This window comes from Cupriavidus sp. FW216-B1 (genome assembly GCF_058789195.1).
This window is the reverse complement of sequence record NZ_JBYTEL010000001.1, coordinates 1,489,716-1,509,579: the sequence shown is the minus strand read 5'-3', so window position 1 is coordinate 1,509,579 and position 19,864 is coordinate 1,489,716. Positions and strand designations below refer to the sequence as shown.

At 71.5% G+C, this 19,864-nt stretch carries 17 protein-coding genes and 1 pseudogene; 9 read left to right on the top strand and 9 right to left on the bottom strand.

What is annotated here, in order from left to right:
* Positions 1 to 148 precede the first annotated feature (148 nt).
* Positions 149 to 1,116, top strand: a pseudogene (locus AC3WXD_RS06575) (LysR family transcriptional regulator).
* An 11-nt stretch (positions 1,117 to 1,127) separates the two neighbouring features.
* Here AC3WXD_RS06575 and AC3WXD_RS06570 read toward each other — a convergent pair.
* Entirely contained in the window at positions 1,128 to 1,997 is an 870-nt protein-coding gene (locus AC3WXD_RS06570; protein WP_020203412.1) for a LysR family transcriptional regulator, read from the bottom strand.
* A gap of 152 nt (positions 1,998 to 2,149) precedes the next feature.
* Between AC3WXD_RS06570 and AC3WXD_RS06565 the strand changes: the two genes are divergently transcribed.
* The 4 genes from AC3WXD_RS06565 (at position 2,150) to AC3WXD_RS06550 (ending at position 5,993) form a co-directional block, all read left to right on the top strand.
* Entirely contained in the window at positions 2,150 to 2,467 is a 318-nt protein-coding gene (locus AC3WXD_RS06565) for an EthD family reductase (RefSeq protein WP_020203411.1), read from the top strand.
* Positions 2,468 to 2,479: 12 nt separating this feature from the next.
* Positions 2,480 to 3,889: an MFS transporter gene (locus tag AC3WXD_RS06560; protein ID WP_492323312.1), complete on the top strand. Its 1,410-nt coding sequence runs from the start codon at positions 2,480 to 2,482 to the stop codon at positions 3,887 to 3,889.
* Between the two features lie 222 nt (positions 3,890 to 4,111).
* Positions 4,112 to 5,005: an oxidoreductase gene (locus tag AC3WXD_RS06555; protein WP_492323311.1), complete on the top strand. Its 894-nt coding sequence runs from the start codon at positions 4,112 to 4,114 to the stop codon at positions 5,003 to 5,005.
* A 199-nt stretch (positions 5,006 to 5,204) separates the two neighbouring features.
* Complete coding sequence (locus AC3WXD_RS06550) at positions 5,205 to 5,993, top strand: helix-turn-helix transcriptional regulator (RefSeq protein ID WP_492323310.1); 789 nt, start codon at positions 5,205 to 5,207, stop codon at positions 5,991 to 5,993.
* Here the strand turns inward: AC3WXD_RS06550 and AC3WXD_RS06545 are convergent.
* The 3 genes from AC3WXD_RS06545 to AC3WXD_RS06535 are packed head-to-tail and all read right to left on the bottom strand — an operon-like array spanning position 5,954 to position 8,389.
* Entirely contained in the window at positions 5,954 to 6,460 is a 507-nt protein-coding gene (locus tag AC3WXD_RS06545; protein WP_492323309.1) for a RidA family protein, read from the bottom strand. The two genes, AC3WXD_RS06550 and AC3WXD_RS06545, sit on opposite strands and share 40 nt — an antisense overlap.
* Positions 6,461 to 6,516: 56 nt before the next feature.
* Positions 6,517 to 7,416 (bottom strand): PhzF family phenazine biosynthesis protein, encoded by a 900-nt coding sequence (locus AC3WXD_RS06540; RefSeq protein WP_492323364.1) that lies wholly within the window; start codon positions 7,414 to 7,416, stop codon positions 6,517 to 6,519.
* 10 nt (positions 7,417 to 7,426) lie between these two features.
* A complete protein-coding gene (locus AC3WXD_RS06535; RefSeq protein WP_454733598.1) occupies positions 7,427 to 8,389 on the bottom strand; it encodes a Bug family tripartite tricarboxylate transporter substrate binding protein in 963 nt (320 codons plus the stop codon).
* Positions 8,390 to 8,671: 282 nt separating this feature from the next.
* Between AC3WXD_RS06535 and AC3WXD_RS06530 the strand changes: the two genes are divergently transcribed.
* The 3 genes from AC3WXD_RS06530 to AC3WXD_RS06520 all read left to right on the top strand — a co-directional run bounded on the left by AC3WXD_RS06530 (position 8,672) and on the right by AC3WXD_RS06520 (position 12,077).
* Entirely contained in the window at positions 8,672 to 10,123 is a 1,452-nt protein-coding gene (locus AC3WXD_RS06530) for an aldehyde dehydrogenase family protein (RefSeq protein WP_492323308.1), read from the top strand.
* Entirely contained in the window at positions 10,120 to 11,031 is a 912-nt protein-coding gene (locus tag AC3WXD_RS06525; protein WP_492323307.1) for an NAD(P)-dependent oxidoreductase, read from the top strand. Before AC3WXD_RS06530 ends, AC3WXD_RS06525 begins: the two co-directional genes overlap by 4 nt.
* Positions 11,032 to 11,105: 74 nt before the next feature.
* Entirely contained in the window at positions 11,106 to 12,077 is a 972-nt protein-coding gene (locus tag AC3WXD_RS06520) for a Bug family tripartite tricarboxylate transporter substrate binding protein (protein ID WP_454733595.1), read from the top strand.
* Here AC3WXD_RS06520 and gcvA read toward each other — a convergent pair.
* Positions 12,010 to 12,999: a transcriptional regulator GcvA gene (gene gcvA, locus AC3WXD_RS06515; RefSeq protein ID WP_020203401.1), complete on the bottom strand. Its 990-nt coding sequence runs from the start codon at positions 12,997 to 12,999 to the stop codon at positions 12,010 to 12,012. The genes AC3WXD_RS06520 and gcvA overlap by 68 nt on opposite strands.
* A 126-nt stretch (positions 13,000 to 13,125) precedes the next feature.
* The gene (locus AC3WXD_RS06510) at positions 13,126 to 14,079 is read right to left on the bottom strand and encodes a LysR family transcriptional regulator (protein WP_059412541.1); all 954 of its coding nucleotides are present in this window, start codon (positions 14,077 to 14,079) and stop codon (positions 13,126 to 13,128) included.
* Between the two features lie 354 nt (positions 14,080 to 14,433).
* On the opposite strand from AC3WXD_RS06510, the gene AC3WXD_RS06505 reads away from it, so the two are divergent.
* On the top strand, positions 14,434 to 16,632 hold the full coding sequence (locus AC3WXD_RS06505; protein WP_454733592.1) for a xanthine dehydrogenase family protein molybdopterin-binding subunit: 2,199 nt from the start codon (positions 14,434 to 14,436) through the stop codon (positions 16,630 to 16,632).
* A gap of 47 nt (positions 16,633 to 16,679) precedes the next feature.
* On the opposite strand, the gene AC3WXD_RS06500 is transcribed toward AC3WXD_RS06505, so the two are convergent.
* The 3 genes from AC3WXD_RS06500 to AC3WXD_RS06490 all read right to left on the bottom strand — a co-directional run bounded on the left by AC3WXD_RS06500 (position 16,680) and on the right by AC3WXD_RS06490 (position 19,671).
* On the bottom strand, positions 16,680 to 17,159 hold the full coding sequence (locus AC3WXD_RS06500) for a (2Fe-2S)-binding protein (RefSeq protein WP_492323306.1): 480 nt from the start codon (positions 17,157 to 17,159) through the stop codon (positions 16,680 to 16,682).
* Positions 17,160 to 17,316: 157 nt separating this feature from the next.
* Positions 17,317 to 18,135, bottom strand: a complete 819-nt coding sequence (locus AC3WXD_RS06495) for a hypothetical protein (RefSeq protein ID WP_492323305.1) — start codon at positions 18,133 to 18,135, stop codon at positions 17,317 to 17,319.
* Between the two features lie 117 nt (positions 18,136 to 18,252).
* A complete protein-coding gene (locus AC3WXD_RS06490) occupies positions 18,253 to 19,671 on the bottom strand; it encodes a TAXI family TRAP transporter solute-binding subunit (RefSeq protein ID WP_020203396.1) in 1,419 nt (472 codons plus the stop codon).
* Positions 19,672 to 19,864: the final 193 nt, after the last annotated feature.

The following is a 19,864-nucleotide window of genomic DNA, read 5'->3' as shown; positions in this document are numbered from 1 at the left end:
CCGGACCCGTGTTTGTGGGGTGCCGCACAAAGCGCCCGCGGCGCGCGCGCGCCGCCCGCACGCGGGCTGTGTCGGCCGCGCAACCGGCGCACCGCACGTGCGCGGGACGTACTATCCTTGCCGTTTTCCCAACCCGACGTTGCCGATCATGGACAAAGCGCGCGTACTGACCCTGTTTCTCGGCGTGGTAAGAGCCAGGAGCTTTCACCAGGCCGCCGTCGACGCGGGCGTGACGCCGCAGGCGGTGAGCAAGGCGGTGCGCACGCTCGAGCAGGAGCTGGGCGTGCGGCTCCTGCACCGCACCACGCGCAAGCTGAGCCTGACCACGGAGGGCGCGCGCCTGTTCGCGCTGGCCGACCCGGGCATGCGGCAACTGGACGAAGCGCTCGAGCAGGTGCGCGCCAGCAAGCGCGAGAGCGACGGGCTGATCCGCCTGGCCGCGCCGCCCTCGGTGGGCAGCCGCGTGCTGGTGCCGCTGGTGAAGGCCTTCCGCGAGGAATATCCCGAAGTGACCTTCGACGTGGTGCTCAGCGACCTGTTCACTGATCTGGTCGAGGCGCGCATCGACGTGGGTTTCCGCGCCGGCACCAGCCCCGGGCCCAACCTGGTGGCGCGCCGCCTGTGTGACCTGCCGCTGCTGATCTGCGCCGCGCCGGACTACCTGGCGCGGCACGGCGAGCCGAAGAGCCTGGAGGAACTGCGGCGCCACCAGTGCACCGGATTCCGCCGCCCGGTCACGGGCCGCCTGGTGCCGTGGGAGATCGCGCTCAAGGGCGACCTGGTCTACGAGGAGCTGCCGCGGTGGTGACGTTCAACGACGTGGAGGCCGAGGTCGAGGCGGTGCGCGCGGGCATCGGCATCGGCCAGCTGGCGGCCTACACGGTGCACGCCGACATCAAGTCCGGCCGCCTCGTGCCGATCCTGCCGGCGCTCACGAGCAACAGCGTGGGGCTCTACATGTACTACCCGCATCGCAGCCACATGCCGGTGCGGGTGCGGCGCTTCATCGATTTCGTGGCGGCGGCGAGCCGGGGCGCCGAGCAGGCGCTGCTGCATCTGGCGGGCGTGGCGGCGGTGGCGGAACTGTCGCGCGAGAAGGCGCGGACATCGCCTTGAAGGGATGCGACTCAGTGCGCTGCGGTCGCGGAATCCGACAGCATCCTGCCGGCGATATCCAGCATCGCCCGCAAGCGTTCCATGTGCCGCAGGTCGTGGTGATAGCCCACCCATATATCCCGCGCCGGTGGCGGCTCCGGCGTCTCGATGCGCCGCAATCCGGAGACGGCATCGCCAACCGGCCTTGGCAGCACCGCAATGCCCATGCCTCTCAGGCACATCTGTGCCTGGACCGTCCGGCTCGTGCTTGTGAAGACGCGCCGGCAAAGCGGGAACCGGTCCAGTACCCAGGCCACGTCGGGAAAGTGCGATTGTGCGGTATTCATGAGAATGACCCCGACGGATGCCGGGTCGTTCTGCAATGCCCGCGCGGTTTCGGCCGAGGCATAGAGACCGTATGACATTCGCATCAGACGGCGCTGGACAATATCCGGTTCGCTGAACGGCACGATTCGGAAGGCCACGTCGGTCTCGCGGCGTGAAAGGTCGAGCAATCGATAGCTCGCGATGACCTCCGGCACGACAGCGGGATGACGGCGCGTCAACTCGACCAGGACGGGAGCCAGGACATGGCCGGCAAACCAGTCCGCCGACGAAATCCGCAGGATGCCTTCGAGGCGCTCGTGGTTGCCGGCCAGGCGCCTTTCCATGGACAGCGCGGAATCCTCCATGGATTCCGCCAGCGCCAGCACGGTGTCACCGGCATCCGTCAGCACCAGCCCGTCCTTGGTCCGGCGAAAGAGCGGTTGCTGGGCTTCATCCTCGAGCACCTTGATGCGGCGGCCCACCGTCGGATGGCTTACGTCCAGCCTCCGGGCGGCCTCGCCAAAGGATCCCCCGCGCGCTACCGCCAGGAAGATGCGGACGTCGTTCCATTCCATGTGATGCAAACCCGTTCAGAAATGTACGTGAAATATACAGAAATGGCAGTCCACGGACAATACTGTGGGTGCCATCATGGCCCCGTCATCAATGCCCCCACGGACCGACTGCGCGCCTATTCCGGGGGCGGTCGTATCTGGAACCTCAAGCCATGAACACCGAAGCTTCCCATGTTGTTGTCTATGTGACCTATCAGGGCACACCGCAAGATCGTTTTGATCGTGACCACTACGTTGCGGTTCACCTGCCGCTGGTCATGACGGCGTGGAAACAGTACGGCTTGCTCAGCCTGAACGCATTCTTTCCCGCGGCCGCGCAGGCAGGAACGCTTGCCCTCTGTGAATGCGTTTTCCGGGATGAAGCGGCGCTTGAAGCCGCATTTGCGTCACCCGAAGTCTCCGCCGTGATGGCCGATGTGCCGCGCTTCACCGCCATCGCCCCGCTGCGTGTTCGAGCGGTTGCACTTTAAGGCGCGCACGTCATGACTACGTTGACCCGGGCCTCCGAGGCAGCGGCCCCTGACACCCGCCGCTGGCTCGCCCTGGTTGTCCTGCTGACCGGCACGCTCTTGCCGCCCCTGGACTTCTTCATCGTCAACGTGGCGCTCCCCGCCATGCGGACGGGCCTGCAAGCATCGTCGGATGTCTCGCAACTGGTGATCTCGGTGTATGCCGCGGCCTATGCCGTCACGCTGATCCTGGGCGGTCGCTTAGGTGATCTGTATGGCCGAAAGCGCGTATTCGCAGGCGGCATGGTCGGCTTTGGCATCGCTTCGGCATGGTGTGGCCTGGCGCCGTCACCGGGCATGCTCGTCGTCGGCCGGCTGCTGCAAGGAATCTCCGCGGCGATCATGGCACCACAATCGTTGGCATCAATACACGCTATCTTTCCGGCAAGCGAGAAGAATCGCGCGCTCAGCCTATATGGCGCGACATTCGGCCTGGCTTCCGTGGGCGGTCAACTGCTGGGCGGCGTGCTGGTTTCGGCCAGTCCATGGGGCCTGGGGTGGCGCAGCGTCTTTCTGATCAACCTTCCCATCATCGTGTTTGCCGTTCCGGCGGCATTGGTGCTTCTGCGTGAAAGCAGAGCCGGGCGCTCGGCCCGCCTGGACGTGCCGGGGGCATTGCTGCTGGCGGCTGGCCTGCTGGCCCTTGTGGTACCGCTCATCGAAGGGCGGGAGCACCACTGGCCGTGGTGGTGCCTGGCGCTGCTGATCCTGAGCACGCCGTTGTTGTGGGCCTTCTGGCGGTACGAAAAGGCACAGGAGCTCGCCGGCGGGACGCCTCTTGTGCTGCCCTCGCTCTTGGCCGTGAGCGGGTTGCGGCGCAGCCTGGCATCGACATTCTTCTTCTATTCGCTCGCCGCGTTCTTCCTGGTGTTCGCCGTGTACGAACAGGCCGGTCTGGGCCACGATGCACTGGCAGCCGGCCTGGCCATCCTGCCGCTCGGCATCGGCTTCTTCCTCGGGCCACTGTGCGGCCCGCGCATCGCCCGGCGGATGGGGTCCCGCACCGCCGCGGCCGGCATGATCCTGGAGGTGCTCGGTCTGGCCATGGTCGCGGCGCTGGCTTGCGCCGGCGCGCCATCCTGGCTCGCGTTGCCCTTGTTTCTGATCGGCGCCGGACAAGGCATCGCCCTGCCCGCGCTGGTGCGATTGAACGTGGACCATGTCGAAACCCGCTGGGCGGGGCTGGCTTCGGGCCTGGTGACCGCCACCTTGCAGATCAGCGCCGCGGTAAGCGTCGCCATGATCGGCGGACTATTCATCTCGATCGCGCCCGATGGGGCAAGCGCCCGGGACGTGCGGCTCGGCTTTGCCGTGGCCTCATTGGCCGTGGGCGCGGCGCTGGCACTGGCCGCCGGACTGAGCTGGAAGCGCCAGGAAACGTGAAAGATCAAGAATCCTTTGCATGAAGCGGGCCGGCTCCGCACGCCGCCTTTCCTGTTTTTCCGGCTGTCGGGCCGCGCGCGCAATTCACAACAGGAAGTTGTTAAAAAGACAAACAAGCGCTATCTAGTTTGCCAATGGACTGGCTCCTACCATGAAGACTCCAAAGCCGCGGTACGTCACGAAGACAGCCGCAACCGGAACCCAACCCGAAGGAGATCGATCATGTCGCAGTCCCGCACGCACACGCATACGCACACCCAGTCCACCCGCCAGCCCGCCAAGGTCTGGTTCATCACCGGCGCCTCGCGCGGCTTCGGCGCGCTGATCGCGCGGGACGCGCTGGACCGTGGCGACCGCGTGGTCGCCACCGCGCGCAATCCCGAAGCCGTCATCGCGGTGCTCGGCGAGCATCCCGACCTGCTGGCGGCACGGCTCGACGTCACCAGCGAGGCCGACGCGATTGCCGTCGCGCAGGAGGCCGTGGCGCGCTTCGGCCGCATCGACGTGCTGGTCAACAACGCCGGTTATGGCCTGCTCGGCGCGGTCGAGGAAGCCAGCGACGTGGAAACGCGCCGCCAGTTCGACACCAACGTGTTCGGCCTGCTGAGCGTCACGCGCGCGGTGCTGCCCGCCATGCGCGCGCAGGGCAGCGGCCACGTCATCAATATCTCGTCGATCGGCGGTTATGCCTCGTATGCCGGCTGGGGCGTGTACGGCGCCACCAAGTTCGCGCTGGAAGGCATCACCGAGGCGCTGCGCCAGGAGCTGGCCCCGCTGGGCATCCACGCGACCGTGGTCGAGCCGGGCTTCTTCCGCACCGACTTCCTGGAGTCGACCTCGATGGTGTCGACGGCGCGCCAGATCGACGCCTATGCCGACACGGTGGGCGCCATGCGCACGATGATGGCCGCCGCCAACCACAAGCAGCCGGGCGACCCGCGCAAGCTGTCGGCAGCGATCCTGCGACTGGCCGACAGCGCCGAGCCGCCGCTGCGGCTGCCGCTGGGCTCCGACACCGTGAGCAAGATCCGCGAGACCAACCGCTTCGTCGAGGACGAGCTGGCGCGCTGGGAAGACGTGGCCATGTCCACCGACCACGACGACGCGCGCGGCTGATTACCGCATGGCCGCCATGCGCCGTTGCCCGTGGGCAGCGGCGCTTTTTCTTGCTCACGCGCGTGGCCGCCGGCATCGGTGGCGGGAAGCGGATTCCCCGGCATGCCGGGTTTGCGCCGGCACCGGCGCGGCAAGTCCGCCGGGCCGGCCTCGGGGTATGATCCATCCAGGCCGTTTTCCCGTCCGAGCCCCGCACGCCATGCCCGCTCCCGCGCATCTTTCCCCCAAGCTTCACCTGACCGCCACGCACGGCTTCGCGCTGCACGACAGCCGCCAGGCGGATTTCCGGCGCGAGTGGCACACGCACGACTGCGGCATGCTGCTGTGGCCGCGCATGGGGCGCCTCAAGAGCGTGTGGGAACCGCATGCGGGCCGTACCGGCGTGCACGGCGGCGGCGACACGCTTGCCGTCACCGCCCGGCTGGTGCGCGGCGACGCGGTGCTGCTGCCCGCGCACACCACGCACCTGACGGTGGCCGAGGCCGGCCGGCAGCAGCATGGCGAGCTCTACCTCGCGCCCGAGCACCTGCGCGCGTTCAGCGTGTTCGGCGCGGTCCACCTCGATGGGGCGACCGTCGCCATGCTGGAGGCGCTGCTGTCTCCCGTGCTCGCGCCGGCCAGTTCGGCCTGGCTGGTGCGCGCCATCGTGGCGCAACTGATGTCGAGCCGGCCGCTGGCGGCGCCGGTGGCGCCGGCCTCGCTGGCGCTGCGCATGGCGAGGTGCTTCACCGCGGCGCTGGAGCGCGACGGCGCGCTGCCGTCGATCGACGCGGCCGCGGCGGCGCTGGGCGTGTCGGTGCGGCAGCTCCAGCGCGCGTGCCAGGCCGAGTTCGGCGCCAGCCCGGTCGCCATCCGGCGGCGCGTGCTGGCCGCGCATGCGCGCGCGCTGCTGGCGGAGGGCCGCCCGCTGGCGCGCGTGAGCGAGCAGCTCGGCTTTGCCAGCAGCGGTCATCTGACCCGGCTGTTGCGCGCGTCGGGCGGCGGCTGAGCGCCGGCGGGCGCGAGCCGCGCATCCAGTTCGATCTCGATCCAGGTCCGGTCGGGCAGGCTCGCCGCGCCCACGGCCGTGCGCGCGGGCAGCGCATGGCCCGGAAAGGCCAGCGCCAGCAGCTCCGATGCGGCGTCCAGCACGGCGGTGTGGCGCGTGAAGTCCGGGCCGCAGCGGATGAAGCCGCGCACGCGCGTGACCTGGGCCACGTCCCGCAACTCGCCGCCGCAGGCCGCCTTGAGCGCGGCCAGCGCGTTCAGCATGGCGACCTGCGCGGCCTGCCGGGCCGGCGCCACGTCGGCCTCCGCGCGGCAGATGCCGGCGATGGGCGCGCCGTCGCGCCGGCAGGTCTGCCCGCTGACGGCGATCCATTCATCCGCCACGCAGAACGGCGCATAGGCGCCGCGCGGCGTCGGCGCGGGCGGCAGGGCGTGGCCGGCGGCGGCCAGCCGCTGCTCGGGCGTCATTGGCGTCAATGGAGTCAATGGCGTCAACGGTGTCACTGGTGTCTCCGGCGGCGCGGTCATGCCCACGCCACCTTGCCGCTGAGCCAGCAGCCCCGCGGCGCGCCCGTTTCCGACCAGCGCGGCGCGACCAGGATTTCCGACGGCCGTCCCATGCTTTCTCCCTGGCGCACCGCGAGGGCCGAGGGCTCGCCGTGCGCGCCGGCCAGCGCGCCCGACCCGGCCAGATGCCCCCACAGCGCCGCGGCGGCGATGCCGGTCGCGGCATCCTCCGGGTAGCCGGAGGACTTCGGGAACTGGCGCGCGTGCGCCACGGCATGGCCGCCGGCGGCGCCGGGCGCGATCGCGTAGGGATAGAGCCCGGTGGAGCCGATGGCCGCGCACGCCGCCTCCATCGCCGCGAAGTCGGGGCGCAGCGCATGCAGCATGGCGGCATCCGGCAGCGCCACCAGCGTCTTGACGCGGCTGGTCGCGGCATTGGTCATGGCAAAGCCTGCGCCCTCCGGCCCGAGTCCCAGCACCTCGGCAACCCGGCGGCGCTCGGGCGCGGCGAGCGGGCGCGCCCGCACGGCCGGCTGCGAGATCCACACGCGCCGCGCGGCGGCGTCCCAGCGCGCGTCCACGATGCCGCTGAGCGTTTCCACGCGCGCCGTGTCCGTGCTCCACCGCCCCCACTGGCGCAGCGCCCACAGCGTGCCCACGGTGGCGTGGCCGCACATCTCCATCTCGTGCTGCGGCACGAAGAAGCGCAGGCGCAGGTCGCAGCCGGCGTCGCTCGCCGGCAGCACGAAGGCGGACTCGTGGCCGTGCGCGGCCGCCACCTGCTGCATGGCGGCGGCGCTCATGCCCCGCGCGTCGGCCACCAGCGGCACCGGGTTGCCGCCGCTGCTGCCATTGCCGTCATGCGTGCCGACGAACACGTCGATCACCACGACTTCGCCCGGGCCGGGCACCCGCATCGAGGCCGGCTTATTCAATCGTCGCTCCCACGGACCTGGCGATGGCGCCCCAGTACGGGATGTCGCGCGCCACGGCGGCCTGCATTTCCGCCGGCGTGCCGGGCCGGGCGGTGACGCCTTTCTCGGCCAGGTCCCGGACCACGTCCTTGTCGTTGAGCACCTTGTTGAGCGCGCCGTTCATGCGCGCGACGATCGCCGCCGGCGTGCCCTTGGGAAACGCCAGGCCGTACCACAGCTCCTGCGAGAAATCGCCGATGCCCTGGCTGGCGAAGGTGGGCACGCCGGCGAGCAGCGGCGTCGGCGCGGTGGTGGCCACCGCCGTGAGCTTGTGCGCCTTGATGTACGGCGCCAGCCCGACCGGATTGTCGAACATGATCTCGATCTGCCCGCCCATCAGGTCGGTATAGGCGGGCGCCGCGCCGCGGTAGGGCACATGCGTCATGGGCACGTTGGCGAGCTTGCGGAATTGCTCGCCGATCAGGTGCGAGACCGTGCCCACGCCGACCGAGCCGAAGCTGTGCTGGGCCTTGCCGCTGCGCAGCTTGTCGATCAGGTCGCGGGCGCTGGTGGCCTGCACCGCGCTGTTGACGGCCAGCACGTAGGGCGAGGTGCCGATGAAACCCGCATAGGCGAAATCCGTGGCGGGCCGGTATGGCAGCCTGGGATAGACGCTCACGCTCACCGCGTGCGTGCTGGTGGTGGCGACGCCGATGACGTAGCCGTCCGGCGCGGCGCGCGCGACGAAGGTGGAGCCGATGGTGCCGCCGGCCCCGCTGCGGTTGTCGATGACCACCGGCTGGCCGAGCTCGCCCTGCAGCTTCTGCTGCACGGAGCGCACCACCAGGTCGGTGCCGCCGCCGGCCGGAAACGGCACCACCAGCGTGATGGGCCGCGCCGGCCAGCTCTCGGCGAAAGCCGTCCCGCAGGCCAGGACGGCGAAGAGGCAGGCCGAAGCCCGCAAGCGTAGCTGCATGTGTGAGGCCATGACGTTCCCCGTTGAATGAATGCGTCCACTCTATGGGCCGGCGCGCGCGCGGCCAAACCAGGAAGCGACAGCGCCTGAACCGGAATGCGACATGCCGGCGGGGTGGCCCAGACATGGTCCAGATGTGGGTCGAGCGCAGGCCACGCGCGCCGTTGCCTAACCACAGGTTGGGCAACGGCGCAGTTTTTCTCATTTGTGCCGCGCCTGCCGGCATGAGAGAGTCGGCTTCACGCAAAGGTGCGGCACGCACCGCCAAATAAAGGAGACTCCATGCAAGACCAAGACGTCCAGCCGTTCCTGATCGGCGCCGAATGGACCCGCGGCGAAGGCACGCCGTTCGCATCCCGCAATCCCGCCACCGGCGCGCTCAACGGCCTGATCGGCGCGGCCAGCGCCGCCGACGTGGAGCGCGCCGTGGCCGCCGCGAAGGCCGCGCAGGCGGACCCCGCGTGGCGCGACATGCTGCCGCACAAGCGCGCGGCCATCCTGCGCCGGCTGGCCGACCTGATCGAGGCCGACGCCGAGTGGCTGGCGCAGCGCCAGATGCAGGAAAACGGCAAGCGCCTGCAGGAATGCCGCGACCAGGCCCTGGCCGGCGCCAACGCCTACCGCTACTTCGCCGGCATCTGCGAGGTGATGCCGTCCGAGGTGGCGCCCGCGCGCGGCAACCACCTGTCGCTGGTGGTGTACGAGCCGTTCGGCGTGGTGGCCGCCATCACGCCGTGGAATTCGCCGCTGACGCTGGAGTCGCAGAAGGTGGCGGCGGCGCTGGCGGCCGGCAACGCGGTGGTGCTCAAGCCGTCCGAGTTCACGCCGGGCCCGGCGCTGCGCGTGGCCGCGCTGGCGCTGCAGGCGGGCTTGCCGCCGGGCATCCTCAACGTGGTGACGGGGCTCGGCCAGGAGACCGGCGGCGCGCTGGTCGCGCATCCGGACGTGCGGCTGATCTCGTTTACCGGCGGCACCGCCACCGGCAAGGCCATCGCGCGCGCCGCCGCGCAGCGCATGGCCGCGGTGGCGCTGGAGCTGGGCGGCAAGTCGCCCCACATCGTGTTTGCCGACGCCGACCTCGACAAGGCGCTCGACGGCGTGCTGTACGGCGTGTTCTCGTCCACCGGGCAATCGTGCATCGCCGGCACGCGCCTGTTCGTGGAGCGCGGCATCCACGATGCGTTCGTGGCGCGGCTGGTGGCGCGCACGCGCGAGCTGAAGGTGGGCCTGCCCGACGACCCGGCCACGCAGGTCTCGCCGCTGTCGTCGTTCATCCATCGCGACAAGGTCGAGTCGATGGTGGCGATGGCCACGCAGGACGGCGGCCACATCCTGGCCGGCGGCACGCGGCCGGCGGACCCGGCGCTGGCCGGCGGCGCGTTCTTCCTGCCGACCATCGTCGCCGGCCTGGCCAACGACGCGCGGCTGTGCCAGCAGGAAGTGTTCGGCCCGGTGCTGTGCGTGCTGCCGTTCGACGACGAGGCCGACCTGCTGCGCCAGGCCAACGGCACCGCGTTCGGGCTGGCCGCCGGCATCTGGACCGCGAGCATGCCGCGCGCGTGGCGCGTGGCGCGCGCGCTGGAAGCGGGCACGGTGTGGATCAACACCTACAAGGAACTGTCGGTCTCGGTGCCGTTCGGCGGCTTCAAGGAAAGTGGCAGCGGGCGCGAGAAGGGCTTCTACGGCATCCGCACCTACCAGGAGCCGAAGACCGTGATGTGGGGGCTGGCATGAGCGGCGCCGCGCCGCGCCTGGGCTGCCTGGGCTTCATCGGCCTGGGCGTGATGGGCGCGCCGATGTGCGCCAACCTGGCCCGCAAGGCGGGCGCCGCGGTGACTTGCTTCGACCTCGACCCGGCCCGCGCGGCCGGCCCGCGCGAGGCCGGCGCGGCGGTGGCGCCGTCGGTGGCGGCGCTGGCGCGGGCCGCCGACATCGTGTTCCTGTGCCTGGCCGACGGCCGCGCCACCGAGTCGGTCGGCGCCGAGGTCCTGCGCACCTGGACGGCGGCGGGCCGGCGCGGCACGCTGGCCGACACCGGCACCACCTCGGTCCACGTCACGCAGTCGCTCGCCGCGCTGGCCGCCGCCGGCGGCCATGCGTTCGCCGATGCGCCGGTGGCGCGCATGCCGGAGGCGGCCATCGCCGGCACGCTCAGCATCATGGCGGGCGGCAGCGCCGGCACGCTGGACACGCTGATGCCCTACCTGCGCTGCATGGGCACGGACATCACGCACTGCGGCCCGGCGGGCGCCGGGCAGGTGGTGAAGATCCTGCACAACACCTTCCTGTTCGAGACCGTGCACGCGCTGGCGGAAGTGCTGGCGATCGCCCGGCGCCACGGCGTGGACGGCGACGTGCTGTTCCACGCCATCGAGCTCGGCTCCGCCGACTGCCGCGCGGTGCGCGTGCAGGGGCGCCAGGCGCTGCTGCCCGGCGATTTCCCGGGCGGGCGCTTCCCGGCGCGCTATGCGCTCAAGGACGTCTCGCTGGCGCTGGAGCTGGCCGAGGCGGCCGGCGTGGCGGCCACCGTGGGCCGGCATACGGCGGACGTCCTCGCGCGCAGTTGCGGCGCGGGCGACGCCGACCGCTACTACCCGGTGCTCTACAAGCAGATCGACAAGCAGATCGACACGGCAGGCTGACCTGCCGCGCGGACCCCGCCGCGGCGCCGGCGGGGCCGCAGCAAAACACACAAGCAAAAGACTGGAGACTGGCAATGCACAAGACCTTGCTGGCGAGCGCGCTCGCCCTTTGCACCACCTTTGGCGCCGCATCCGCGCACGCCGCCTACCCCGACAAGCCGCTGAGCCTGGTGGTGCCGTTCCCCGCCGGCGGCGCCACCGACGCGATGGCGCGGCTGCTGGCCGAGCGCCTGGGCCGGCAGCTCGGCCAGCCGGTGATCGTGGACAACCGCGGCGGCGCCGGCGGCTCGGTGGCGGCGGAGTATGCGCTGGCCGCGCCGCGCGACGGCTACACGCTGTTCTTCGCCACCACCGGCACGATGGCGATCAACCCGCACATCTACCGCAAGCTCAAGTACGACCCGCAGAAGGACTTCGCCCCGGTGGGCACGCTGGCGAGCGCCTCCAACGTGCTGGTGGTCAGCCCGCAGGTGAAGGCGCGCACGGTGGCCGAGCTGATCGCGCAGGCCAAGGCCAGCCCCGGCAAGCTGACCTACGGCTCGGCCGGGATCGGCAGTTCCAGCCATCTGTCGGGCGCGCTGTTCGCCTCGATGACCGGCACGCAACTGCTGCACGTGCCATACCGCGGCTCCGCGCCGGCGCTGGTGGACTTCCTGGCCGGGCGCGTGGACATGATGTTCGACACCGCTTCCACGCACGCGCCCAACGTGCAGGCCGGCAAGGTGCGGGCGCTGGCCGTGACCAGCGCGGCGGGCTCGCCGGCGTTCCCGGGCGTGCCGTCGGTCGCCGCGGCCGGCGTGCCCGGCTACGACGTCTCGATCTGGTTCGGGCTGGTGGCGCCGCAGGGCACGCCCAGGGCCAGCGTGGACAAGCTGGCCGAGGCCATGCGCGGCGTCATGCAGGGGCCGGACCTGAAGCCCGCGCTGGCCGCGCTGGGCGCCACGCCGCTGGCCAAGACGCCGGCCGAGTTCGCCGCGTTCATCCGGCAGGAGAGCGAGCGCTGGGGCCGGACGGCAAAGCTGGCCGGGGCGACCGACCTGGACTGAGCGGCGCGCATGGCGGGGCGCCGTCGGCCTGCTGCGCGGCGGCGGTCGCGCGCAGCAGCCATTCGCGGAACGCCTGGAACGCCTGCGATTGCGCCGCGCCCGCCGGGTACAGCAGGTAGTAGCCGTCCTGCAGCCGGTGGACGTGGCCGAACGGCGCCACCAGTTCCCCGGAGGCGAGATAGGATTCCACCAGCACGCGGATGCCGATGGCGATGCCCGCGCCCTGCAAGGCCGCCTCGTAGGCCATCGCGGAATTCTCGAACTTCATGCCGTTGCGGGCGCTGATGCCGGCCGCCGCCGCGCCCGCCGAGCGCAGCCACGTGCTCCAGTCGTCGGGCCGCGACAAGGAGTGCAGCAGCGTCACGCCGCGCAGCGCTTCGGCCGGCGTTGCCGCGCCGGCCAGCAGGCCCGGCCGGCACACCGGCACCAGCTCCAGCGGCGCGAGCGGGTCCGCCATCAGGCCGGGCCAGTGGCCGCTGCCCGAGCGGATGGCCGCATCCACGCCGCCCAGCTCGAAGCTCGCCGGCAGCAGCGACGCCGTGAGGCGCACCTCGATCTCCGGATGCGCGCGCGAGAACAGCGCCAGGCGCGGGATCAGCCAGCGCTGCGCGAAGGTGGTGTAGGCCTGGATCGACAGCATGTCGCGCCGGCCGCGATGCTTCAGCCCGCTGGTGGCCGCGGCGATGTCGTCCAGCGCGCGCGTGAGCGGCGGCAGCAGGCGCGCGCCGTCCTGCGTGAGCCGGATGCTGCGGTGCCCGCGCTCGAACAGCGTCATGCCGAAATATTCCTCCAGCGCGCGCACCTGCTTGCTCACCGCGACCTGGCTCACGCGCATTTCGCGCGCGGCCAGCGTGAAGCTGCGCAGGCGGGCGGCTGCCTCGAAGGCACGGAGCGGATTGAGCGGAGGCAGGCTGCTGCGCATGGTGACGGCGGTGACGGTGTTCCGTCATGGTCGGTGCCGCGCCGCGCGGCGCGCAAGCCTATTCTTTGAAGCACGCCTTCCGGCGGTTTTAAGGAAAACTGCAGGATCGCCGCCGCCTGGCTGTCGCTAGCGCTCGTGCAGCGCCAGGGTGCCGTCGATGCGCGGCGTGGGCGGCTGCTGGCCGCCGAGCTTCTGCGCGGCCAGGAAATCGATGAACGCGCGCAGCTTGTTCGGCACCCGGCGGCGGTCCGGGTAATAGAGCGTCAGTCCCGGCAGGACCGGGCTCCAGTCGGCCAGCACGCGCACCAGGCGGCCGTCCGCGAGCAGCGGATCGATGTAGCCGTTGATCATGTAGGCGATGCCGAGCCCGTCGAGCGCCGCCTGCACCAGCGCGGCCGAGTCGTTGACGACCAGCCGCCCCTTGACCACCAGCTGCACCGCGGCATCGCCCTTGCGGAAGTCCCAGCGCTCCACCTGGCCGCTGCTCACGTGGCGAAAGCCGATGCAGCAGTGCACGGTGAGGTCGTCCGGCTGCGCTGGCGTGCCGCGCCGGCGCAGGTACTCCGGCGAGGCCACCACGTGCGCGGACATCTTCGGCCCCACGGGCACCGCCACCATGTCGCGCTCCACCAGGTTGCCGAAGCGGATGCCCGCGTCGAAGCCGCGCCCCACGATGTCGACCAGGCTGTTCTCGATGCAGATCTCCATGTCGATCTGCGGATAGGCCGCCAGGAAGCGCTCGAGAATGGGCTGCAGCACGATCATGTAGGCCGAGCGCGGCACGTTCAGGCGCAGCAGCCCGCCGGGCTCGCGGCCCTGGTCGCCGAGTTCCTCGGTGGCGTCGATCAGCTCGCGCACGGCCGGGCCGATGCGCGCCAGGTACTGCGCGCCGGCCTCGGTCAGGCTCACGCTGCGCGTGGTGCGGTTGAACAGCGCGAAGCCCACGCGCTTTTCCAGCATCCGCACCGACTGGCTCACGGCGGACGGCGACACGCCGAGCCGCACCGCCGCCGCGGAGAAGCTGCTGAACTCCGCAACGCAGACGAAGGTGGCAAGGCCATCCAGTTGGTCTTGAGGCATCCGGCTCGGTTTCCTTGAAGTGGGCGGCACCTCGCGGTGCCAGGTGCCGTACTGGCCGACGACGCGATTCTAGCGCCATTGCCGGCGCGCGCCGGTATCGGGCGGCCGGCGAGGCATGGAACCGCGCCGGCCGTTGTCTCCCCGCTCCCATGCAATGGGAGCGGGGCCGGGGGAGAGGGCAAGGCGCCGGCAGGAATGAAGCCGTCCGCGCCGCGCGGACGCATGACGGCAGCGGCACGACTATGCAAATCCCCTTCAAAGGCCTTGCGGGCGCGCGCCGTTCCGCGGCGGCGGGCCGGACCGTAGACTGACCGCCAACGCGAACTGACACGATCGAAGGGGTGTGCGATGGCAATGGACAAGGAACCCGAAGTACTGGAACGAGAGCAGGCCGGCGCGGCGGCCGTGTCGCGGCGCACCTTCCTCAAGGCGGGCGTGGCGGCCGGCGGCGCCCTGGTGCTGGCCTTCAGCCTGTGGCCGCTGGCGCAGCGGGAACTGGCGGACGGCGCCGGCGCGCCCGAGGCCGGGCCGCCGTTCGAGCCCAATGCGTTCATCCGCATCGGCACTGACGGCAAGGTGACTTTCGTCGTGCCGCGCGTGGAAATGGGGCAGGGCACCTACACCGCCTTGCCGGTGCTGCTGGCCGAGGAGCTCGGCACCGCGCTGGACAGCGTGGTGCTGGAGCACGCGCCCGCCGACAAGCACTACGACAACCCGGCGCTGGGCTTCCAGGTGACGGGCGGCTCCACCTCGATCCGCAGCGCGTGGGAGCCGATGCGGCGCGCCGGCGCCGCCGCGCGCATCATGCTGGTGGCGGCCGCGGCGCGCGCCTGGCAGGTCGATCCGGCCACCTGCGAGGCCGGCGGCGGCGCGGTGACGCACGCGGCGTCCGGCCGCCGGCTCGGCTACGGCGAGCTGGCCACGCGCGCCGCGCGCGAGCCGGTGCCGCAGGAGGTGCCGCTCAAGCCGGCCGGCGCGTTCAAGCTGATCGGCACCGCGCAGCGCCGGCTGGACTCGCCGGACAAGGTGACGGGCCGCGCCGTGTACGGCATCGACACGCGGCTGCCGGGCATGAAGGTGGCGGCGATCCTGCCGTGCCCGGTGCTGGGCGGCAAGCTGTCCGCCGTGGACGACGCGCCCGCGCTGGCGGTGCCCGGCGTGCGGCAGGTAGTGCGCCTGGACGATGCCGTCGCCGTGGTGGCCGACCACACCGGCGCGGCGCGCAAGGGCCTGGCCGCGCTCGCGCCGCGCTGGGACGGCGGCGCCAATGCCGCCTATTCCACGCAGGAAATGGTGGCCGACCTGGCCCGCGCCTCCGAAAGCGAAGGCGCGGTCGCCCGCAAGGTGGGCGACGCGCCGGCGGCCCTCGCCGGTGCCGCGCGGGTGGTGCGCGCGGTCTACGAGCAGCCCTTCCTCGCCCACGCCTGCATGGAGCCGGTCAACTGCACCGTGCACGTGCGCGACGACGGCTGCGAGCTGTGGCTCGGCACGCAGGTGCCCGGCCGCGCGCAGGAAGCCGCCGCGCAGGTCACGGGCCTGCCCGCGGAGAAGGTGCTGGTGCACAACCAGTTCCTCGGCGGCGGCTTCGGGCGGCGGCTGGACGTGGACTACGTGACGCAGGCGGTGCGCGTGGCGCGGCAGGTCAAGAGCCCCGTCAAGGTGGTGTGGTCGCGCGAGGAAGACACGCGCCACAGCACCTTCCGCCCCTATCACTACAACCGCATCAGCGCCGCGCTCGACCGCGACGGGCGGCCGGTGGCGTGGCAGCACCGCGTCACCGCCTCGTCGGTGCTGGCGCGCTGGCTGCCGGCGCGCTTCACCAACAACGTCGACGGCGACGCGATCCGCGACGCGGCGGGCCCCTACGATTTCCCCAACATCCTGGTCCAGTACGTGCGGCGCGAGCCGGCCGCGGGCATCACCACCGGATTCTGGCGCGGTGTCGGCCATACGCAGAACGCCTTCGTGGTGGAGAGCTTCCTCGACGAGCTGGCGCACACGGCGGGCCAGGACCCGGTGGCCTACCGCCTCGCGCTGCTCGACAAGCATCCGCGCGCGCGCCACGTGCTGCAGATGGCGGCCGAGAAGGCGGGCTGGGGCAGGCGCATGCCGGCGCGCAGCGGGCTGGGCGTGGCGGTGACGTTCTGCTTCGGCTCCTACGCGGCCCAGGTCACGGAGGTGGCAGTGGACGCCAGCGGGCAGGTGCAGGTCAAGCGCATCGTGACCGTGATGGACTGCGGCCGCGCGATCTCGCCCGATACCGTGATCGCGCAGATGCAGGGCGGCGCGGTGTTCGGCCTGACGGCGGCGCTGTTCGGCCGGATTTCGATCAAGGACGGGCGTGTGGAGCAGGGCAACTTCGACAGCTACCGCATCCTGCGCATCAACGAGACGCCGGTGCTGGAGACGCACCTCGTGGACAGCACCGAGGAGCCCGGCGGCGTGGGCGAGGTGTCCACCGTGATGATCGCGCCGTCGCTGATGAACGCGATCTTCGCCGCGACCGGGCGGCGCCTGCGCAGCCTGCCGGTGGACCCGGCCAGGCTGGCCTAGCGCATGCGGGGGGCCGTGCCGGCCCCCCGCGGTTCAAGTCTCAGGCCTCAGGCCGCCTTCGGCGCATTGCCGCCGGCGGCGGCGGCTTCGCGGATCGCCGTGCGGATGCGCGCGTACGTGCCGCAGCGGCAGATGTTGCCGGACATCGCCGAGTCGATTTCCTCGTCGCTCGGGTTCGGGTTGCTCTGCAGCAGCGCCGTGGCGGACATGATCTGCCCCGACTGGCAATAGCCGCACTGCACCACCTGCTGCGCCAGCCACGCCGCCTGGACGCGCTTGCCGGCGTCGCTCTCGCCCACCGCCTCGATGGTGGTGATCTCGCGCGTGCCGATGCTTTCCAGCGGCGTCAGGCACGCGCGCGCCGGCGCGCCGTCGACGTGGATGGTGCAGGCCCCGCACAGGCCCATGCCGCAGCCGAACTTGGTGCCGGCCATGCCGACGAGGTCGCGCAGCACCCACAGCACCGGGGTGTCGGCTTCGGCATCGACGGTATGGGGCGACCCATTGATCTTGATGGTGTAGCTCATTCGGGAATCCTCGCGCGGCAGTGTGATGGGGAGGGCGGCGCTCCGCGGCCCGTGGCCGGTCCGCCCGTATTGCCGCCAAGGGTAGCCCGCCGCGCCGGGCGCGATAAGGGCGCTGCGGCTGGATAGGGCTTGAAGCGCTGCTTTATGGCGCGCCGGGCTATCCGCCCAGGTACATGCTCCGGTCCGCTCCCGGCGCGGGCACCGGCGCCTGCGCGGCGGCCGGCGCGGGCGGCGTCGACGGCGTGGCGGATGTGGACGGCGGCAAGTCCGGCTCCAGCGGGTCTTGCGGGCGCGGCGCGCCGGCGGCATAGCGCTGGCGGCGCGGCGCGTCGTCGGCCTGCCGTTGCTGGTAGAGGCGCAGGCTCTCTCGCGCGTTGCCGATGCCGCCGCGCTGCCGGGCCAGGTCCAGCTTTTCGCGGCGCTGCACGCGGCTGGGGTCCTGGCGGTCGAGCGCGTCGGACGCTTCGAGGAAGCGGCGGTCGGATTCGCTGAGGTACGGATACTGCATCAGCCGGTCGCGGATCGCGGCCAGGTGGCTGGCTTCTTCCTCGAATGCCTTTTGCTGCTCCCTTTGCTGCCGGCGCTCGGCCTCTTCCTGCTCTTCCTGTTTTTCGTGCGCGTAGGCGGCGCGCTCGGCCATCGGGACGTGGCCCGCGGCGCGCAGGCGCTGCAGCGCCGCGGCGGCGTCCGCGCGCTCGCGCGGCCTGGCGCGGGGATCGTTGGCGGTCCGGTAGAGGGCCTCCACGCGCTCCTTGATGGTCGCCGTGCTGGCCGCCGGGCAGGCGGCGTCGGCCGGCTCGCAGGCGGTGGCGAACCAGCCGAAGCCATAGTGCAGGACCACGAGCGCGATGCAGATCACCAGGATGCCGGTAGCCGACAGCGCCAGCAGCCCGCCGGCAGGCGCGCCGTCCCCGGCGCCCCTCGCGGCGGCGGCCCTGGCTGCCGCCCGCTTCGATACCCAGATTCTCTTGCTCATGACTCGCTTTGTCCGACCCCGCGCCCGCTCTGCGGTGGGCGTCGGCCATCATAGCATCCGGGCCGGGCAATCCATTGCGCCGGCCGGGCGGGGGTGCCCGCCGACCGGCGCGGTGGACTAGGTTCCGGTCAGGCGCCGGCGGACAAAGGCGATGTGCTCGCGCAGCACGTAGAACTGGTCGGCGTAGGCCAGCGGCATCTTGAGCCGGTTGACGGCCGCCTCGATGTGATCCAGGCGCGCGATCAGCGAGGTTTTTTCTTCCTCGGTGGGATCGACCATCGCCACGCGCTCGATCTCGATCAGGGCGCCGTACCAGCGGTAGATGCGCGACTTGACGCGCCAGGTGTAGAGCGACGGCACCACCTTGAACGCCGGGATCAGCAGCACGATGATCGGCAGCACCACCAGCAGCGCGCGGTCGGCCAGGCTGGCCAGCCAGAACGGCAGGTGGCGGTAGAGGAAGCCCTTGCCGGAGGCGTAGTAGCGCGTGGCGTCGTCGCTGAGCGGGAACTCGTGCACGGTGGCCGAGGGGAACTGCCCCGCGCCCTGCAGCAGCCCGGCCTTGCCGTGGACCTCGCGCGCGGCCTCGATCAGCAGGTCGGACAGGGCCGGGTGCAGCGTGTCGCGCGCCACCAGCTCCACCGTGGGGCTGATCAGGTGGATCGGGCGCGGCGGCAGGTTCTTGCCCAGGTCCAGCACGCCGGCGGGCAGCACCAGTTGCTGCAGGTAGAGAAAGCGCCGCGTGTAGGCGTCGGCCTGGGCGAAATCCAGCAGGCGCACGCCGGGCTCGCGGAACAGCTTGCGCATGGTCGGCCCGGTGGCGGAGTCGCCGGTGAGCATGGCCACGTCGATCCTGCCGTCGAGCAGGGCCTGCGCCGCCTCGTCGCCGTCATAGGAGATCAGCGTGGCGCTGCCGCCGGGCTCGATGCCGTTGGCCTTGAGCAGGGTCAGCGCCAGCGCGCGGGCGCCGCTGCCCTCGCGGCCGATGGCGATGCGCGCCGTGCGGAAGTCGGACAGCTTGTGCCTCTCCCGGCCGCGGTACAGCACGCTGATCGGCGCGTAGAACATGCTGCCGAGCGAGACCAGCCCGTCCTTGTCCACGTCGCCGGAGACGCCGCCCTGGACCAGCGCCACGTCGACGGACTGCCCGCGGTCGGCCAGCCGCTTCACGTTCTGCTGCGAGCCCTCGGAGGCCAGCACGTCGAGGCGGATGCCGTTGCGCGCGAGGATCGCGCGGTACTGCTCGGCCGCGTTCCAGAACGAGCTGTCCTTCGGGCCGGCGCTGATGGTCATGGTGTTCGGCGGCGCCGGCTGGATCAGCCACACCGCCAGCCACGCGGCGGCGATGCAGAACACCACGGCGGGCCCGAACGAGACCGCCAGGTCGCGCCACGAGATGGCGACGAAGCGGGCGCCCAGGCGGCGGATGTCGGGCTTGGCGAGCCTGGCGGTCCGGGACCGTGGCGTGGCACCGGGCGTGGTATCGGGCGTGGCGTCGGGTGGCGTGGGCTGGTCTTGCCCGGAGTCTGGCGTCATCGGCTCGCGTGCGGGGAAGGGAGCGCCCGATCATAGCACCGGCACCGGCGTGCCTCCCGCGCGTGGTGCCGGTCAGGATCGACCGCCCCCCGCATTGCCCGCCATACCCCTCGTCAGACGCATTGTGCAGCGGCCTGATTCGTGCCGCCTGCGGGTTTTCTTCCCGATATCGCTTCGACATTAAAGAACCGCG

What these genes read in the sequence shown, in the direction of transcription:
- AC3WXD_RS06570 (WP_020203412.1), bottom strand. Translation starts at nt 1,997, where the DNA reads ATGGAATGGAACGACGTCCGCATCTTCCTGGCGGTAGCGCGCGGGGGA.
- AC3WXD_RS06565 (WP_020203411.1), top strand. Translation starts at nt 2,150, where the DNA reads ATGAACACCGAAGCTTCCCATGTTGTTGTCTATGTGACCTATCAGGGC.
- AC3WXD_RS06560 (WP_492323312.1), top strand. Translation starts at nt 2,480, where the DNA reads ATGACTACGTTGACCCGGGCCTCCGAGGCAGCGGCCCCTGACACCCGC.
- AC3WXD_RS06555 (WP_492323311.1), top strand. Translation starts at nt 4,112, where the DNA reads ATGTCGCAGTCCCGCACGCACACGCATACGCACACCCAGTCCACCCGC.
- AC3WXD_RS06550 (WP_492323310.1), top strand. Translation starts at nt 5,205, where the DNA reads ATGCCCGCTCCCGCGCATCTTTCCCCCAAGCTTCACCTGACCGCCACG.
- AC3WXD_RS06545 (WP_492323309.1), bottom strand. Translation starts at nt 6,460, where the DNA reads ATGACGCCCGAGCAGCGGCTGGCCGCCGCCGGCCACGCCCTGCCGCCC.
- AC3WXD_RS06540 (WP_492323364.1), bottom strand. Translation starts at nt 7,416, where the DNA reads ATGCGGGTGCCCGGCCCGGGCGAAGTCGTGGTGATCGACGTGTTCGTC.
- AC3WXD_RS06535 (WP_454733598.1), bottom strand. Translation starts at nt 8,389, where the DNA reads ATGCAGCTACGCTTGCGGGCTTCGGCCTGCCTCTTCGCCGTCCTGGCC.
- AC3WXD_RS06530 (WP_492323308.1), top strand. Translation starts at nt 8,672, where the DNA reads ATGCAAGACCAAGACGTCCAGCCGTTCCTGATCGGCGCCGAATGGACC.
- AC3WXD_RS06525 (WP_492323307.1), top strand. Translation starts at nt 10,120, where the DNA reads ATGAGCGGCGCCGCGCCGCGCCTGGGCTGCCTGGGCTTCATCGGCCTG.
- AC3WXD_RS06520 (WP_454733595.1), top strand. Translation starts at nt 11,106, where the DNA reads ATGCACAAGACCTTGCTGGCGAGCGCGCTCGCCCTTTGCACCACCTTT.
- gcvA (WP_020203401.1), bottom strand. Translation starts at nt 12,999, where the DNA reads ATGCGCAGCAGCCTGCCTCCGCTCAATCCGCTCCGTGCCTTCGAGGCA.
- AC3WXD_RS06510 (WP_059412541.1), bottom strand. Translation starts at nt 14,079, where the DNA reads ATGCCTCAAGACCAACTGGATGGCCTTGCCACCTTCGTCTGCGTTGCG.
- AC3WXD_RS06505 (WP_454733592.1), top strand. Translation starts at nt 14,434, where the DNA reads ATGGACAAGGAACCCGAAGTACTGGAACGAGAGCAGGCCGGCGCGGCG.
- AC3WXD_RS06500 (WP_492323306.1), bottom strand. Translation starts at nt 17,159, where the DNA reads ATGAGCTACACCATCAAGATCAATGGGTCGCCCCATACCGTCGATGCC.
- AC3WXD_RS06495 (WP_492323305.1), bottom strand. Translation starts at nt 18,135, where the DNA reads ATGAGCAAGAGAATCTGGGTATCGAAGCGGGCGGCAGCCAGGGCCGCC.
- AC3WXD_RS06490 (WP_020203396.1), bottom strand. Translation starts at nt 19,671, where the DNA reads ATGACGCCAGACTCCGGGCAAGACCAGCCCACGCCACCCGACGCCACG.